At 72.9% G+C, this 15,308-nt stretch carries 13 protein-coding genes; 11 read left to right on the plus strand and 2 right to left on the minus strand.

From position 1 onward, the window contains the following. Nucleotides 1–147: 147 nt before the first annotated feature. From BXY45_RS08155 to BXY45_RS08205, 11 genes are all read left to right on the plus strand, one after another. Complete coding sequence (locus tag BXY45_RS08155) at nucleotides 148–1,857, plus strand: FAD-dependent monooxygenase (RefSeq protein ID WP_109773837.1); 1,710 nt, start codon at nucleotides 148–150, stop codon at nucleotides 1,855–1,857. Further along, nucleotides 1,854–4,040 carry an acetate--CoA ligase family protein gene (locus BXY45_RS08160; RefSeq protein ID WP_109773838.1) on the plus strand — a complete coding sequence of 729 codons (2,187 nt, stop codon included), beginning with the start codon at nucleotides 1,854–1,856 and terminating at the stop codon, nucleotides 4,038–4,040. Before BXY45_RS08155 ends, BXY45_RS08160 begins: the two co-directional genes overlap by 4 nt. Next, nucleotides 4,037–5,791 carry a (2,3-dihydroxybenzoyl)adenylate synthase gene (locus BXY45_RS08165; protein ID WP_109773839.1) on the plus strand — a complete coding sequence of 585 codons (1,755 nt, stop codon included), beginning with the start codon at nucleotides 4,037–4,039 and terminating at the stop codon, nucleotides 5,789–5,791. The genes BXY45_RS08160 and BXY45_RS08165 overlap by 4 nt, the downstream gene beginning before the upstream one ends. Next, nucleotides 5,788–6,954 carry a cupin domain-containing protein gene (locus BXY45_RS08170; RefSeq protein ID WP_109773840.1) on the plus strand — a complete coding sequence of 389 codons (1,167 nt, stop codon included), beginning with the start codon at nucleotides 5,788–5,790 and terminating at the stop codon, nucleotides 6,952–6,954. Before BXY45_RS08165 ends, BXY45_RS08170 begins: the two co-directional genes overlap by 4 nt. Then, complete coding sequence (locus BXY45_RS08175) at nucleotides 6,951–7,865, plus strand: fumarylacetoacetate hydrolase family protein (protein WP_109773841.1); 915 nt, start codon at nucleotides 6,951–6,953, stop codon at nucleotides 7,863–7,865. The genes BXY45_RS08170 and BXY45_RS08175 overlap by 4 nt, the downstream gene beginning before the upstream one ends. 1 nt (nucleotide 7,866) lies before the next feature. Continuing rightward, on the plus strand, nucleotides 7,867–8,622 hold the full coding sequence (locus BXY45_RS08180; RefSeq protein WP_109773842.1) for a maleylpyruvate isomerase family mycothiol-dependent enzyme: 756 nt from the start codon (nucleotides 7,867–7,869) through the stop codon (nucleotides 8,620–8,622). Between the two features lie 80 nt (nucleotides 8,623–8,702). After that, nucleotides 8,703–9,539, plus strand: coding sequence for a PaaX family transcriptional regulator (locus BXY45_RS08185; RefSeq protein ID WP_170131379.1), 837 nt, complete (start codon nucleotides 8,703–8,705; stop codon nucleotides 9,537–9,539). A 95-nt stretch (nucleotides 9,540–9,634) separates the two neighbouring features. Beyond that, nucleotides 9,635–9,895, plus strand: coding sequence for an SH3 domain-containing protein (locus BXY45_RS08190; protein WP_211319356.1), 261 nt, complete (start codon nucleotides 9,635–9,637; stop codon nucleotides 9,893–9,895). 143 nt (nucleotides 9,896–10,038) lie between these two features. After that, a complete protein-coding gene (locus tag BXY45_RS08195; RefSeq protein WP_109773845.1) occupies nucleotides 10,039–10,479 on the plus strand; it encodes a GNAT family protein in 441 nt (146 codons plus the stop codon). A gap of 239 nt (nucleotides 10,480–10,718) precedes the next feature. Beyond that, nucleotides 10,719–10,994 (plus strand): CBU_0592 family membrane protein, encoded by a 276-nt coding sequence (locus BXY45_RS08200; protein ID WP_211319357.1) that lies wholly within the window; start codon nucleotides 10,719–10,721, stop codon nucleotides 10,992–10,994. Nucleotides 10,995–11,345: 351 nt separating this feature from the next. Beyond that, nucleotides 11,346–13,943 carry a DUF222 domain-containing protein gene (locus BXY45_RS08205; RefSeq protein WP_109773846.1) on the plus strand — a complete coding sequence of 866 codons (2,598 nt, stop codon included), beginning with the start codon at nucleotides 11,346–11,348 and terminating at the stop codon, nucleotides 13,941–13,943. 222 nt (nucleotides 13,944–14,165) lie between these two features. On the opposite strand, the gene BXY45_RS08210 is transcribed toward BXY45_RS08205, so the two are convergent. Beyond that, the gene (locus tag BXY45_RS08210; protein ID WP_109773847.1) at nucleotides 14,166–14,657 is read right to left on the minus strand and encodes a MarR family winged helix-turn-helix transcriptional regulator; all 492 of its coding nucleotides are present in this window, start codon (nucleotides 14,655–14,657) and stop codon (nucleotides 14,166–14,168) included. Beyond that, a complete protein-coding gene (locus BXY45_RS08215; protein WP_109773848.1) occupies nucleotides 14,654–15,307 on the minus strand; it encodes an NAD(P)-dependent oxidoreductase in 654 nt (217 codons plus the stop codon). The genes BXY45_RS08210 and BXY45_RS08215 overlap by 4 nt, the downstream gene beginning before the upstream one ends. Nucleotide 15,308 lies beyond the last annotated feature (1 nt).

Consider the following 15,308-nt stretch of genomic DNA (forward strand, 5'->3'; position numbering starts at 1 on the left):
TGCGTCCGCGGCGATCAAGGACGCGGGGACGTGGCCTCGGGTGCCCCCCGGCCCCGCGAGCGTCCGGATCAGTGAGATGTGACGTGAAGCGAGGTGCGCAACGCCAACCTGTTGCATTTGGTGGATGGCCGTTCTACCGTCCTCCCTATGAGCCACGACATCGCTGTCGTCGGGGGAGGGCCGGGCGGCCTCTTCCTCGCGAGCCTCCTCGCCCGTCAGGTCCCGTCCGCCCGCGTCGTCGTCCACGAGCGCAACCGCCGCGAGGACGCCTTCGGTTTCGGCGTCGTCTTCTCCGACGCCACCCTGCGCGTCATCGACGAGGCCGACCCGGTGCTCCGCGACGCCCTGCGCGACCACGGCACCCACTGGGACGCCATCGACGTCCGCGTCGGCGGTGAGAGCCGCACCTTCGCCGGCAACGGCATGGCCGCGGTCCACCGCAGGGTGCTGCTGCGCCGCCTCCAGGAGGAGGCCGAGGCCGTCGGCGTCGAGATCCGCTTCGGCGAGCAGGCCCCGACCCTGACCGAGCTGCGCCAGCGGTACGACCTCGTGGTCGGCGCCGACGGCACCGGCTCCGCGATCCGCCGCCAGCTGGAGGAAGCCGGGCACGACCTCGGCCACACCGTCACCACCGCCACCGCGAAGTTCATCTGGTTCGCCGTGGAGCACCTCTTCGACGGGCTGACGTTCCTGCACCGCCGCGACGAGCACGGCGCCTTCGCCGTCCACGGCTACCCCATCAGCGACACCCTCAGCACCTTCATCGTCGAGACCGACCCGGAGACGTGGAAGCGCGCCGGCCTGGACGCCTTCGACACCGACCAGCCGCCCGGCCCCTCCGACGAGACCAGCCGCGTCTACCTCGAAGCGCTCTTCGCCGATGACATCGCCGGCGCGCGCCTCGTCGCCAACAACTCGCGCTGGGCGAGCTTCCGCACCCGCGCGACCCGCGACTGGTGGGTCCCCGGGCAGAGCACCGCCGACGGCGCCCTCGCGCCCGTCGTCCTCCTCGGCGACGCCGTGCACACCGCCCACTTCTCCGTCGGCTCCGGCACGAAGATGGCCATGGAGGACGCGGTCGTCCTGGCTCGCGAGGTCGCCGCCGCGTCCACGGCCGACCAGCTCAGCACAGCCCTGCCGCACGCGCTGGGCGCCTACCAGGCGGAGCGGTCCACTGCCGTTGCCAAGATCCAGCGCGCCGCCGTCCCGAGCCTGGCGTGGTGGGAACGCTTCGGCGACTACGCCCGTGACCTCGACACCACCACGTTCGCCTTCCATTTCTTCTCGCGCAGCATCGGCATCGACAAGGTCGCGCAGCGAGACCCCGCGCTCGCCGGCCGGGTGCGGTGCCACTGGGCCGTCGAGCACGGTGCCGCTCCGCTCACCACCCCGCTGACCTTGGTGAGCAGGACGACGACGGCGGACGCGGTCACGGCGCCCGGCCGCCGGCTGCAGGTGGTGACCGACGAGCAGGGCACGGCCTGGCTCGCTCACGAGAGCACTGATCACTCCACGAGAACACTGCTCCCTATCGACGGATCCGCCGCTACGGCCGTGACCGCTCCGGCGAGCGAAGTGGGGCTCGTCGATGTGCTCGCCGCGCTGCCGGCGTCCGGTGTCGTGGTGGTCTCGGGTGGCACGCCACTCACCCGCACGCTCGTCTGCGAGGAGGCACGGTTGCGCCGCGGGCTTGTGGCGGTGCTCGCCGTCGACGCCCACGACCCCGTCGCCACCGACGCAGGGGTGGAGACCCTGCTGCTGTCGGGGCGGGCGGACGCCGTCGCCGTCGTCGTGCCCGCAGGCGCCGGCGAGACCGATGCTGCGCAGCAGCCCGAGCTGGCAGGAGCGGCGTCGTGACCGCGCTCGCGTCACGTCAGGTCGTTCGATCCACGGGCCTCGACGCACTGTTCGCGCCGCGCGGCGTGGTGGTGGTCGGCGCCAGCGGCGACCCCACCAAGCTCGGCGGGGCGATGGCCGTGGCGCTCAGCGCGGGCGAGCGGCCCGTCGGCCTCGTCAACGCCCGCGGCGCTGCGGGGACGCGCACCACGGTGGCTGAGGCCGCCGCGGACGTGATCGACGCCGGGGGAGTCCCCGACCTCGCGGTGCTCTGCGTGCCGGCTGCGGCATGCGCCGACGCGGCGGCCGCCTGCGCCGAGGCCGGCGTGAGCGCGCTGCTGGTCTGCTCCGGCGGGTTCGGCGAGTCGGGCCCGGAGGGCGCCGAGCACGAGCGGCGCCTGCTTGAGGTGGTGCGCAGCACGGGCCTGCGCCTGCTCGGCCCCAACACCTCCGGGTACTTCGTGCCCGGGGCGCGGCTGCGCGCCAGCTTCGTGCCCGACGCCGCGCAGGTGCTGCCCGGCCACGTGGCCGTGGTGGCCGCCAGCGGCGGGCTCAACCACGCGCTGTCGTTCGCGCTGCAGCGGTCCGGGGAGGGCGTCGCGCTGGGCGTCGGCATCGGCGCCGGTGTCGACGTCACCGCTGCCGATGTGCTCGACCACCTCGCCGCCACTGCGGAGAGCGGGCACGGGCCTGTCCGCACTGAGGCATCCCCAGGGGCACGCTCCGTGGCTCTGCACCTGGAGACCGTGCCCGACGGCCCGGCCCTCCTGTACGCCGTGCACCGCGTCAGCCGCCACCTGCCCGTGGTCGCGCTGGTGGTGGGCGAGAACGACATCGGCGGATTCGCTGCATCGCACACCGGCGCCCTCGCGACGTCGTGGCGCACCACCCGGGCGCTGCTGCGCCAGGCCGGCGCCGTCGTCGTCGACCGTGAGGACGACCTGCTCACCGCCGCCAGCGCGCTCGCCCGCGGACGCCTGCGTCCCGGTGACGCAGGCGTGGGACTCGTGACGGCGCAGGCCGGCCCGGGTCTGCTCGTGGCCGACGCGCTGCACCGCGCCGGCGTGTCGCTCCCGGAGCTGAGCCCCACCACGCGCGAGCGCCTCGGCGAGCTCCTGCCGCCGATGACCTACCAGGCCAACCCCGTCGACACCGGCCGCCCCGGACCGCAGCACCGCGACGTCGTCGCGGCGGTCGCAGCCGACCCAGCGATCAGCGCTGTCGGCGTGTACGCCCTCGCTGAGCCCGTGGTCGACCTGCCGCGCGCGATCGCCGAAGCGGACCTCGGGGGGACGGTGGCCGTCGTCGGGCTCGACGGAACGTCGGGCGAGGTCGACAGGGCCCGAGCCGCCGGGCACGCGGCGGGGCTGCCCGTGGCCGTCGGTCCGGGGGCTCTGGCGACGGCGCTCACCGCGCTCGTGCATGACGCCCGCGCGCAGGCCGCGCTGCACCGCGACGAGACCCCCACGGCGATGCTCGCGGCGGCGGAACCGGCCGTCGTCCCCGTGGTCGAGGCGGGCCCATGGGACGAGGCCCGTGCCAAGGACCTCCTCGGTCAGCTCGGCATCGCCACGCCACCGCGTCGCGTCTGCCACAGCCGGTCCGAGGCCCACGCGGCGCTTGCCGACCTCGCCCCGCTGGGCGACGGCGGCCGCGTCGTGGTCAAGGTCAGCGACGCGGCGATCCTCCACAAGAGCGACGTCGGCGGCGTGCACGTGGGCGTCCGTGACGGTGCCGGCTTGGACGTGGCGCTCGACGCGCTCGCACGCCTGGGTGACCAGCCGTGCCTTGTCGAGGCGATGGCCGCTCCGGGGGTCGACCTCGTGGTCGGGGCGCGTCGTGACCCCGTCTTCGGGCCCGTCGTCGTGCTGGGAGCGGGTGGCATCGCCACGGAGGTGCTGGCCGACGTGGCCATCGCTGCCGCCGACCCGGCGCTGCTCACCCGCGCGCAGCTGCTGGCCCTGCCCGACCAGCTCCGCACCCGCGCGCTGCTCGACGGGCACCGCGGCGCCCCCGCCGTCGACCGCGAGCAGCTGGCCGACGTGCTCGCCGCGCTGGCCGCCCTCCTGGCGAGCAACCCCGCGCTGGAGGAGGTCGAGGTCAACCCGCTGCGCGCTACTGCGGACGGGCTGCTGGCCCTCGACGCCGTGATCGTGACCACCGAAGCTCACCGCACCACGCAGACTCGAGAGGACCGAGCATGAGCTGCCCGAGCCGGGACGGCGTTGTCCCGTGGCCCGCTGACGTCGCTGTCCGTTACCGCGCTGCCGGCTACTGGGAGGGTCGGCCGCTGGGCGACCTGCTGTGGGAGGTCGCCGATGCCCACCCCGACGAGGTCGCCGTCGTCGACGCCGGCCCCGCGCAGGTCCGCCTGACCCGCCGCGAGCTGTCGCAGCGCGCCGACGCCGCGGCCCGTCGCCTGCTCGACCTGGGCCTGCGCCCCGACGACCGGCTGCTCGTCCAGCTGCCCAACGGCTGGGAGTTCGTGGTGCTGACGCTGGCCTGCCTGCGCAGCGGCGTCATCCCCGTCATGGCCCTGCCCGCACACCGCAAGCACGAGCTGACCCATCTCGCATCGCTGTCGCAGGCCCGCGCCATCGCGGTGCCGTCGGTGCTGCGCGGTTTCGACCACGAGGCCCTCGCGCACGAGCTGGCCGACGAGCTCGGCGACCTCGAGCACGTCCTCGTGCTGGGCGCTCCGGACCAGGACGACGACGCCCCGCGCGACGCCCGCTCCCACGACCTCGGCGCGCTGCTCGCGCCTCCCACGGACGACGACGAGGCCGCCACGGACCGCGTCGTCGCCGACGGGCTCGCGCCGGCCGCGGACGCCGTCGCCGTCCTCCTCATCTCCGGGGGGACGACCGGGCTGCCCAAGCTCATCGTGAGGACCCACGACGACTACGCGCTCAACCTGCGCGCCACCGCCGCGGCGGTCGAGCTGGGCCGTGACGACGTGTACCTCGGCACGCTGCCCGCGAGCCACAACTTCCCGCTGGCGTGCCCGGGCGTGCTCGGCGTGCTGCTGGTCGGCGGTCGGGCGGTGATGCTGCCCAGCCCCGAGCCGGTGCGCGCCTTCGCGACCATCGAGAGTGAGGGCGTCACGGTCTCCGCCGCCGTCCCCGCGGTGGCGCAGCGGTGGGTCGACCACGCCACCGAGCTGGGCGAGGAGGCCAGGCGCCAGCTGCGCACGCTCCGGGCGCTGCAGGTGGGCGGATCCCGGCTGCCCGACGAGTACGCCGCGCGCGTGAAGCCCGCTCTCGGCGCCACGCTCCAGCAGGTGTTCGGGATGGCCGAGGGCCTCATCAACACCACGCGCCTGGACGACCCGGACGACGTCGTCACCACCACGCAGGGCCGCCCGGTGCACGAGGCCGACGAGGTGCGCGTGGTCGACGCCTGGGACCGCGACGTGCCCGACGGCACCCCGGGGGCGCTGCTCACCCGCGGCCCGTACACGCCGCGCGGCTACTACAGCCCGCCCGGATCGCCCGCGGAGCAGTACGCCACGGCGTTCACGGACGACGGCTGGTACGGCAGCGGCGACGTCGTGGTGCGCCGCCCGGACGGAAACCTCGTCGTCCACGGCCGCGACAAGGACATGATCAATCGAGGCGGGGAGAAGATCTCCGCGGAGGAGGTCGAGGACCTCGTCTACCGCGCCGGCGGGGTCGACTTGGCCGCCGCCGTCGCCATGCCCGACCCGGTGCTCGGCGAGCGCGTCTGCGTCTACGTCGTCCCCAGTGCGGGGTCCGGGGTGATGAGCCTGGAGCAGCTCAAGGCCGCGTTCACTGACCTCGGTGTGGCCGCCTACAAGACCCCTGAGCGGCTCGAGGTGGTGGCCGAGCTGCCCATGAGCAAGGTCGGGAAGATCGACAAGAAGGCGCTGCGGGCCGATGTCGCCACGCGGCTCCAGCACGCCCAGTCCGCACAGACCGTTGGGAGCGGAGCATGACCACCCTCGAGCACCAGACCCCCGCGACGGACCACCTCGAGGACAACGAGGACCTCGTCGCCGGGACCCCCGTCCCGCCGCCGCCCACGCCGGAGGAGCAGCGGCGCCTGGAGGAGCTGTACACCGACTTCGGCAGCGAGAACCTCATCCCGCTGTGGACGCAGATCGGCGACCTCATGCCGTCGTCGCCCCGGCCGAAGGCCGTGCCGCACGTGTGGCGCTGGAACACGCTGCTGCCGCTGGCCCAGCGTGCCGGTGACCTCGTGCCCGTGGGGCGTGGCGGCGAGCGCCGCGCGATCGCGCTGGCCAACCCCGGCCTGGGCGGGCAGCCGTTCGCCACGCCCACGCTGTGGGCGGCCATCCAGTACCTCGGCGGCCACGAGGTGGCACCGGAGCACCGGCACAGCCAGAATGCGTTCCGCTTCGTGGTGGAGGGCGAGGGCGTGTGGACCGTCGTCGACGGCGACCCCGTCCGCATGAGCCGCGGTGACTTCCTCCTCACGCCGGGGTGGCGCTTCCACGGCCACCACAACGAGACCGATCAGCCGATGGCGTGGATCGACGGGCTCGACATCCCGCTGGTCCACTACACCGACACGTCCTTCTTCGAGTTCGGTGCGGACCGGGTCACCGACTCCTCGACCCCGCGGTTGTCGCGCTCGGAGGAGCTGTGGTGCCACCCCGGCCTGCGGCCGCTCTCGCAGCTGCAAAACACGGTCTCCTCGCCCATCGGCGCCTACCGGTGGGAGCACACCGACGCCGCGCTGCGCGCGCAGCTCGAGCTGGAGGCCGCCGGGCACCCGGCCACGGTGGAGCGCGGCCACGCCGCCGTCCGGTACGTCAACCCCACCACCGGCGGCGACGTCATGCCGACCATCCGTGCGGAGTTCCACCGGCTCACCGCCGGCACCGCCACGCGCACGCGCCGCGAGGTCGGCTCCAGCGTGTTCCAGGTGTTCGACGGCACCGGCACGGTGGTGCTCGGCGGCCCAGAACACGGCACCGAGCACCAGGTGGGCAAGGGCGACCTCGTCGTCGTCCCGTCCTGGGTGCCGTACCAGGTCGTGGCCGACGGCGCCGGGCTCGATCTGTTCACCTTCAGCGACCACCCCGTGGTGGAGAAGCTCGCCCTCGCCCGCACGCACATCGAGGACAACGCATGAAGCTCTTGACCCTGCGCCGCGCCGACGGGACGACCCGCGTCGGCCGGCTCGACGGTCCTCAGGACGACGACGAAGCGCGCGTCGTCGAGCTGGACCCCGCTGCGCTGGACCCGACCGGCGGGGGCGGCGCCACCGACGTCGGGGCGCTGCTCGCCGTCGACGGGTGGCAACAGCTCGCCACCCGCGGCGGCCCGGCAGACGGGCCCACCCACCGCTACGGCGACCTCGACCTCGCCCCGCTGGTGCCGAACCCGGCCAAGGTCGTGTGCGTGGGGCTCAACTACAAGGCCCACATCCTGGAGATGGGCCGCGACCTGCCCGACCACCCGACGCTGTTCGCCAAGTGGGCCTCCACGCTCACCGGCCCCCGCGACGACGTGCCGCTGCCACCCGAGGACGACGCGCTCGACTGGGAGGGCGAGCTCGTCGTCGTCGTCGGCCAGCGCGTGCGTCGCGCGTCCGTCGCCGCGGCCGCCGAGGCGATCGCGGGCTACGCCGTCGCCAACGACGTGTCGATGCGCACCTGGCAGTTCCGCACCAAGGAGTGGCTGCAGGGCAAGGTGTGGGACTCCTCCACGCCCGTCGGCCCGGTGCTCACCACCGCTGACTCCTGGCAGCCGGGCCCGACCATCTCCACACGGGTCAACGGCGAGGAGGTGCAGTCGGCCCCGACCGACGACCTGCTCTTCGGCCCCATCGAGCTGGTCGCCTACGTGTCGACCATGCTGGAACTGGCTCCCGGTGACCTCATCCTCACCGGCACGCCCGGCGGGGTGGGCAGGGCGCGCAAGCCTCCGCGGTACCTCGTGGACGGCGACGTCGTGGAGGTGTCGGTGGACGGGCTCGGCACGCTGCGCAACGTCGTCGTCGCTGAGCCAATCGCCGAGCGGCTGGCAGGGGAGGTGGACTGACGTGGTCGCCCGCCAGGTGCTCGCAGCCGACCCCGCCGTCCTCGCCGACCTGGCCGCGGTGCGGCTGGGGGAGTCTGCGTTCCGCCGGGAGCTCTCCCGTGTGGACGACGCCGGCTTTGACGCGCCGACGCTGCTGCCCGGCTGGACGCGCCGCCACCTCGTGGCGCACGTCGGTTACAACGCCCGGGCACTCTCCCGACTCGTGGTGTGGGCGGACACCGGCGTGGAGACACCCATGTACGCCTCGGCGGAGGCGCGCAACGCCGAGATCGAGATGGGCGCCACCCTGCGGCCTCAGGCGCTGCGCAGCCTCGCCGAGCACGCCGCCATCGAGCTCGACGTGCGCTGGCGCGACCTCCCCGACGACCGGTGGGCGGCGCCCGTGCGCACCGCGCAGGGCCGGGAGCTGCCGGTGAGCGAGACGCTGTGGTTGCGCCAGCGCGAGGTGTGGCTGCACGCCGTCGACCTGTGCACCGGGCTGCGGATGCGCGACCTCCCGGCGGACTTCCTCGAGAGGCTGGTGCCCGACGTCCTCGGGGCCTGGGCGCGTCGTGGCGAGGGCGCCGGGCTGCGGCTCGTGAGTGGTGACCTGAGCTCCGGCCGGGCCTGGGGTGCCGACGCCGACTCCGCGACAGCCGTGGCTTCGGGCGCCCTGCCCGACCTCGTGGCGTGGGCGACGGGCCGCTCCGCTGACCCGTACGGTGATGGGTTGTCCTGGTCGGGGGAGGGGCCGCAGGTGGCGCCGCTCTGGGTATGACCGCCCTCGTTGCTCCCCCTGCCGCGCCGCTGACGTCACTGCCCGCAGCCGTCACCGGACGCCGTGGCGAGAATGGGCAGGTGTCGCCTGCTCCACGCTCGCTCGTGCTCGACCTGTTCGGTGACTACCTGCGTTACACCGGGCAGGAGGTCCGCCTGGGGCACATGACCGAGCTGCTGGGCGCCTTCGACGTCGCCCCCGCCACCGTCCGGATGACGCTGTCGCGGTTGCGCCGCGAAGACTGGTTCACCACCCGCCGCGTCGGCCGCGAGACCGTCTACCGACTCTCCGACGAGATGCTCTCGCTGCTGGAGCAGGGGCGGCGGCGCATCTTCGCGCCACCGCCGGGGAGCTGGGACCGCACCTGGACCATGCTCATCTACGGGCTGGCGGAGTCCGAGCGCAGCGGCCGCGACGAGCTGCGGCGCACCCTCGCTTGGCACGGCTTCGGGCAGATGGCGACGTCGACATGGCTGGCTCCCGGTGACCGGCGTGCGGAGATCGAGGCAGCCACGGCCGAGCTCCTCGACGGCGACCTGGTGGAGCGTACCGACGTGTTCACCTGCGCCGCGCGCGACACCGAGCACGACCGCGCGCTCGCGGCCCGCTGCTGGGACCTGCCGGCGCTCGCGGCCGAGTACCAGGAGTTCGTCGACGCGAACGCCGCGCTCGCCGCGCACCCGGAGAAGCTGGAGGGCACGGCGGCGCTCGTGGCCCGCACCGAGTTGATCTCTACCTACCGGCACTTCCCCTTCAAGGACCCGCGGCTGCCCCCCGACCTGTGTCCTGACGGCTGGCCGGGGCAGCGCGCGTGGGAGCTGTTCACGCAGACCCACGCGGCGCTGGGGCCGGCTGCGCGCGCCCACGTGGCCTCTGTGCTGCAGACCGACGTGCCGGAGCCTCCCGCCGTCGCGTGATCGGCAATCATGCAGTGATGCGTCGAGTCCTGACGAGCGACCATCAGGCCCCCGACCGGCCTCCGCTGAGCGTCGCGCCAGGCGAGCAGGTCGCGGTGGGGGAGCGAGACACCCAGTGGCCCGCGTTCGTGTTCGTCACCTCGTCGAGCGGTTCGGGGTGGGTACCAGCGAGGTACCTGGCCATCTCTGGAGCATCCGCGACGGTGGTGACCGGCTACGACACCACTGAGCTGACCGCTTCTGCGGGCACCGAGGTCGACGTGCTCGTCGACGACGCGGAGAGCGAATGGTCGTGGTGCCGCTCCGACGAGGGCGCGGAGGGTTGGGTGCCCCACCGTGCGCTCGGAGATCTCTGACCGCCCCGGACCGGGGACCCCGATGCGCAGATCATCGCGATTTCCGGGCGGAAGAGTTGCCGGTGATGGCATGGTTCGGGGCGCCGCTTCACCCTCGGCGTGGCGGGCTCACAGCACTGGCGCTGGCGTGAGGAGGTGTCGCGGTGCGTCGTCTGGTGGTCGCCGAGGTCGACGCGAGCGACCTCACTACGTGCCGCCTGCTCGCCGCGTTCGAGCAGCGGCGCGATGCGCTCCTGCCTGTCGCCTTCCTCGCCTTCGACGACGAGGTCGAGCTCATCCACACCGCGCCGAGCCACCGACGCCGGGGCATCGGATCGGCGCTGCTCGCGCTCGCGCGTCAGGAGGTCCCAGCGCTGCGCTACTCCGGTGAGCAGACCGAGGACGGCGCCGCGTGGGCACGGGCTCGCGGCCTCGACGTGCCACACGCCGACACCTTCACGCCCGACGCCGAGGTCGCCTGGATGGCGTCCGCTGTCTACCTCTTCCTGACGCACACCGAGGCCGAGGAGCTGCAGCAGCTCCGGCCGCTGCGCCTGCCCCGCCGCTTGTCGATGAGGTTCCCAGGACGACGACGGTCGCGCTGACGCCCACTCTGTGAGCGGGCGGAAGCGTTCATCCGTGAGGTGACGGTGTGACACGGAGGACGCCGTGTCCAGCCCTGTGTCCAGCCGAACGATCGCGAGCGTCGGTAGGGTCCGGGACGTGTTCGCTGACTTCGGCTACTGACCTTCCTTCGGTTCAGCTCCGTCACCGCCGGTGACGGAGCCCTCCGTCGTGCCGCTGCGGCGCGTGGCCGGCAGCGGTCTGAGCCGAAGGAAGCTCTGTGTCCATCTCAGACATCGCGAACGTGCTCGGGCTGGTCGGAGTCAGCCTCGTGGTCACCACCTACTACCTGCTCCAGTCAGGGCGACTCCAGGTGCAGCATCTGCGGTACTCGGCGACCAACGCGGTCGCCTCGGTGCTCGTCCTGTTCTCCCTGGCGTTCCACTGGAACCTGTCCTCGGCGGTGATCGAGGGGTTCTGGCTGCTCATCAGCCTGTACGGCTGCGCCCAGTGGTGGCGCGCTCGCCGTGCGGGAGGAGCGTCGACCGCCGGGTGAGGGTCCGGGGTGGGGGTCACCTCAGGGTGACCCCCACCTTCGCGACTCGTCTCCCCGGCGGGGTGTGAGGCGGCGCTGACACGGTGCGAGAAGGCGTGAACGACCTGACGCTGCTCGACGCCTGGGCCTTGTGCACCTCCCCGCTCTCACTGTGCTCTGCGTGTTGGCTGCTCCCAGCGGCGCCCGTCCCGCCGTGTCGGAGTCGCGAGAGTGCGGAGGGCGGCGTCGCGGTGAGGTCGATGTGACCGTCACCGCCAGTCGGATGTCCACACACGCACTGACCTGCAACGACGACTCATTAGTGCAGGTCAGAGGCTTGCGTGTCCGACAGGTGTTCGATAGTCTTGTCGGGTGCAGGACGTCGACTTCGAAGCTGTGAAGGCCTGGCGTCGTGACGCGCAGGCGCAGCAGCGCCGCCGTGGCGGCGGGCGTCGTCGTCCGCGGCCGTTGGCGTCGGATGCGGCGGCGTTGCTGGAGTTGCCCGGTCCGCACGGGTGGTCGGCTGAGCAGAAGGAAGCCGCCTACGTAGCGCTGGACCGCCTCGAGGGATGCGCGGGGGCAGCCGACTCTGCCCTGTCACCGGAGGAGCAGCGCGAGGCGTGGTGCGCTGAGGTCGTTGCTCGTGCTGAGCGGGCTCGGCGCGCTGGGGTGAACATCAGCGAGTCCGACTTGGGGGTGTGGGCCGAGGAGTGGACCTCGGTGCTGGCCGGCGCGGCCCGTCATCGCCAGCGCGCGGTACTGGCGGAGCAGTTCACGGCCTGGCTGGCCATGACCCCGGAGCGTGAGCGTGCCGCGGTGGAGCGTGCTCGTCGGGAGCGGCGGGAGGTGCGTGAGGCCCAGGGGCGGCTGGCGGCGTTGCGGTCGGGGTTGGGCGCCCTGGGGCGGGTGCACGTCGCTCAGCTGGAGGAGGTGGCGGCGATGGCGGGGTTGTACCGGCGTGCGGAGCAGCCGGGCCGCCGCGTGCGCGACGACAACGACAGCGGTGACGACGACGGCGACCTCGGTGCCGGTGGTGGTGATGACGCCTCGCCGCGGCAGCGGGCTCGGCGTGGTGTGGAGGAGCTGACCGAGGGGCTGGAGTCGTTGCTGGCGGAGGTCGCCACGTCGTTGGGGTGGACCAACGCTTCGGCGCGGCGGGTGCTGGCCACGGCGTTGGTGGCGACGACGGCGATGCCGCGGGCGATGGGGCGTCTTCGCGCCGGGGAGCTGCAGCTGGCGCAGCTGCAGGTGGTGGTGGAGAGGTTGTCCCAGGCTGAGGCGGTGGTGGCTGAGCAGGTCGATGAGGTCCTGTTCGGTCACGACGGCACCGGGGTGGGTTTGAGCACCGCTGAGCTGCGTCACGAGGCCGATGCGGTGCTGCATCACCTGGACGCCGCGGCGGTGAAGGCCCGCGCCAAGCGGCGGGTGCGGGCGCGGGAGGTGGTGTACCGCCCGTTGGGTGACGGGATCGCTCAGTTGAGTTTCACGGGGCCGGCGCCGGCGTTGGCGGCGGCGCACGCGCAGATCAGTGCGGCGGCGCGGGCGAACCTGTCGCAGTCGCGGGCTGCGGCCCGGCAGGGGCGTGAGGCTGCTGACGGTGGTGATCCGTATGCGGACCCGTTGGAGGGTCGTGACCCGGTGACGGGTCTGCTGCCCGATGAGCGTGGGATCGATGCGCACCGCTTCGATGCGGGGTTGGCCGCGCTGGGTGGTGTCCGTCCGGCGTCGTTGACTGAGCATGCGGCGGGCTGGACGGGTGCCACCGTGGAGATGCACGTGAGCTTGCCGGGGGCGGTGGGGGTGGAGGATGAGCCGGGCTACCTGGAGGGGTATGGGTGGGTGCCGGCGTTCTTGGTCCGTCAGGGTCTGACCTGGCGTGGGTGCCGGTTGCGGCGGGTGCTGACTGATCCGTTCACCGGTGATCTGATCACCGTGGACGGGCACACCTATCCCGCGTCCTGGCTCACCGCAGAGGACCCGAACCCTGACCCGGACCCCGACTCTGATGCCGGCCCGGACACCGGTCCGAGCAACGGTCCGGACACCGGGCCCGACGCCGGCCCCCACGGCGGTCCGAGTAACGGGCCGAGTAACGGGCCGAGTAACGGGCCCAGTAGAGGTCCCAACAATGGGCCGGGTGGCGGGACGGACGGCGGGCCGAGCAACAGCCCGGACAGCGGCCCGGACAGCGGGCCGGGTGGCGGGCCAGCGCCCGGGCCAGGCGCTGGCCGTCCCGCGCCAGGTGCCTCACAGGGCTCTTCGGCGGGTTCCTCGCCGGGGTCGTTCCGCGGCATGCCGATACAGATCCTTCCCCCGACGCGCACCGAGGAGGACGTCCTCGGTGACCCCATCGACGACCCCGTCGACGTCTCCCTCGACGGCGCTGACGACGCCGACCTCCCTCTGGCCGGTCTGGCTGGTCTGGAGGTGGGTGATCCCTGCCGCGATGGCACCTGCCGTCCGCTGGACCCCAACGACTGCCCCGCTCCTAATGGTCCCTACCGGCCACCGGCGGCGTTGGACCGATGGGTGCGGCGGGCCTGGGCACGGTGCACGGGTCCGGGGTCCACCGTGCGTGCCTCCGACAGTGACCTCGACCACGTGATCCCTTGGCGCCCGGATGGGCGTGGGGGTCCCACGTGCTCGTGCAACCTGGAACCCAAGAGCCGGCGGGTGCATCTGCTCAAGCACGCCACCGACCGGCAGACCTGGCGCAATCACGACGATGATCCCGCCGCGGTCCCTTGGACTCAGCGCTGGCAGCAGTACCGGTGCACTCATGGTTCCTCGCACTACCGCTCACCCCTCGGCGTGGACCACGTGATCAAGCCGAGGCGTCCCGGGCTGCCCGTGCCGAAGTTCCGTGTCGGGGTGTGGCCCCCGTTGCCACCGCAGATACCTGAGCCGGACCCGAGGCCGCGACCCCGCCGAGAGATCGCGGAGTCGTTCCCCGACGAGCCCACCTTCTGAAAGAGCAGCTGAGCTTGAGGCGGTCCTTTGGGCGCGGGGGCAGTCTCGTCGTTCGCCTCGCGCGCAGGGCTGATCGTCCCTGGTTCGTCTCGCCATGAACGTGAGCGTCGCGTTTCCGACCCTTCTGTCGGGGGAGTGACGCTCCGTCGTTATGTGAGGGATGTGCCGCTGGCCCTCGTCGTCGTCCGCCTCCTCCTCGCCCTGCGCGGACAGGGCGGCGGCTCAGTGCGGGGGAACGACATCTGGCGTCGAGTCGACGGAGCGGACCCCGCTGGAGGTGAGGGCGGTGCTGACACTCCGCAGGAAGGCGTGGATGACGTGGCGGTGCTCGTCGTCCAGTGCGTCGAGCACCTCTGCCAGGCGCACGTTGAGTGGCCGGTACATGTCCGTCAACGTCTGCACGGTGCTGCTCGTGATGGTGATGAGGGATGAGCGGCCGTCGGACGGGTGCGATGAGCGATGCACGTGGCCCCCGCGCTGGAGCCGCTGCAGGGTGGAGGCGAGCGTCGTCGTCGTGATGCCGGTGCGGTCGGCGAGTTCGGTGGGGGTTGCCGGGCCATGGGCATGGAGCACGTCGAGCACGCTGAGGTCGCGCGGGTTGACCCCCAGAGAGCGAGCGACCCGCTCGGTGACCGTGTCCATGTCGATGCGCAGGTCTTGCAGGGCGCGCTGAACGGCGGTCGCGTCCGGCGCCGGGGCGGGTAGCTGCGTCACCGGCGTGCGGTGGTGGGTGCTACCGCCTGGTGGACGTGCGCGGTGGCGGGTTCGAGCTCCGCGACCATGGCGGCGGCCAGGTCGATGCGGGCGGTGGACGTCTGAGTGGGGTGGTCGAGGTCGAGTCGGTAGGTCGACGGCGCGGGCGCGTCGATGAGTCGGCCGGGCAGCATGACCGTCCAGTCGACGTCGGGGCGGTCGCGCAGCAGCTCCTCCATACGGCGCATGTCGGCGTAGAGACTCCTTCCGATGATGCCGCGCAGGAGCGGGAAGACGACCTTGTCGGCGAGGAACCCGAACGCCGGCGGCGGGGGATAGGTCAGCCCCGAGCTGACCACGACCAGCCGTCGGCCGTCGCCGACGGCGGTGAGCGCGTCGAGGATGGCTCGGGTTCCGACGGAGTACACCGAGATGGGGTGCCGCGAGTAGGCGGTGCCCAGCGCGGAGAGGACGGCGTCGGCGCCGCGGATGGCCTCCTCGACGCCCCGGCCGGTGCTGACATCGGCGCTGACTGTGGTCAACGACGTCGAGGCTGGCGCGGGCCAGTCGGTGCGACGGCTCGCGGCGCGCACCTCGTGACCGGCTTCCAGGGCCAGTCGGCAGACCAGCTGACCGGTGGGCCCGCTGGCACCGAACACCGTGACGCGCATG

It is taken from the genome of Quadrisphaera granulorum, from assembly GCF_003149145.1.
Classification (GTDB): domain Bacteria; phylum Actinomycetota; class Actinomycetes; order Actinomycetales; family Quadrisphaeraceae; genus Quadrisphaera; species Quadrisphaera granulorum.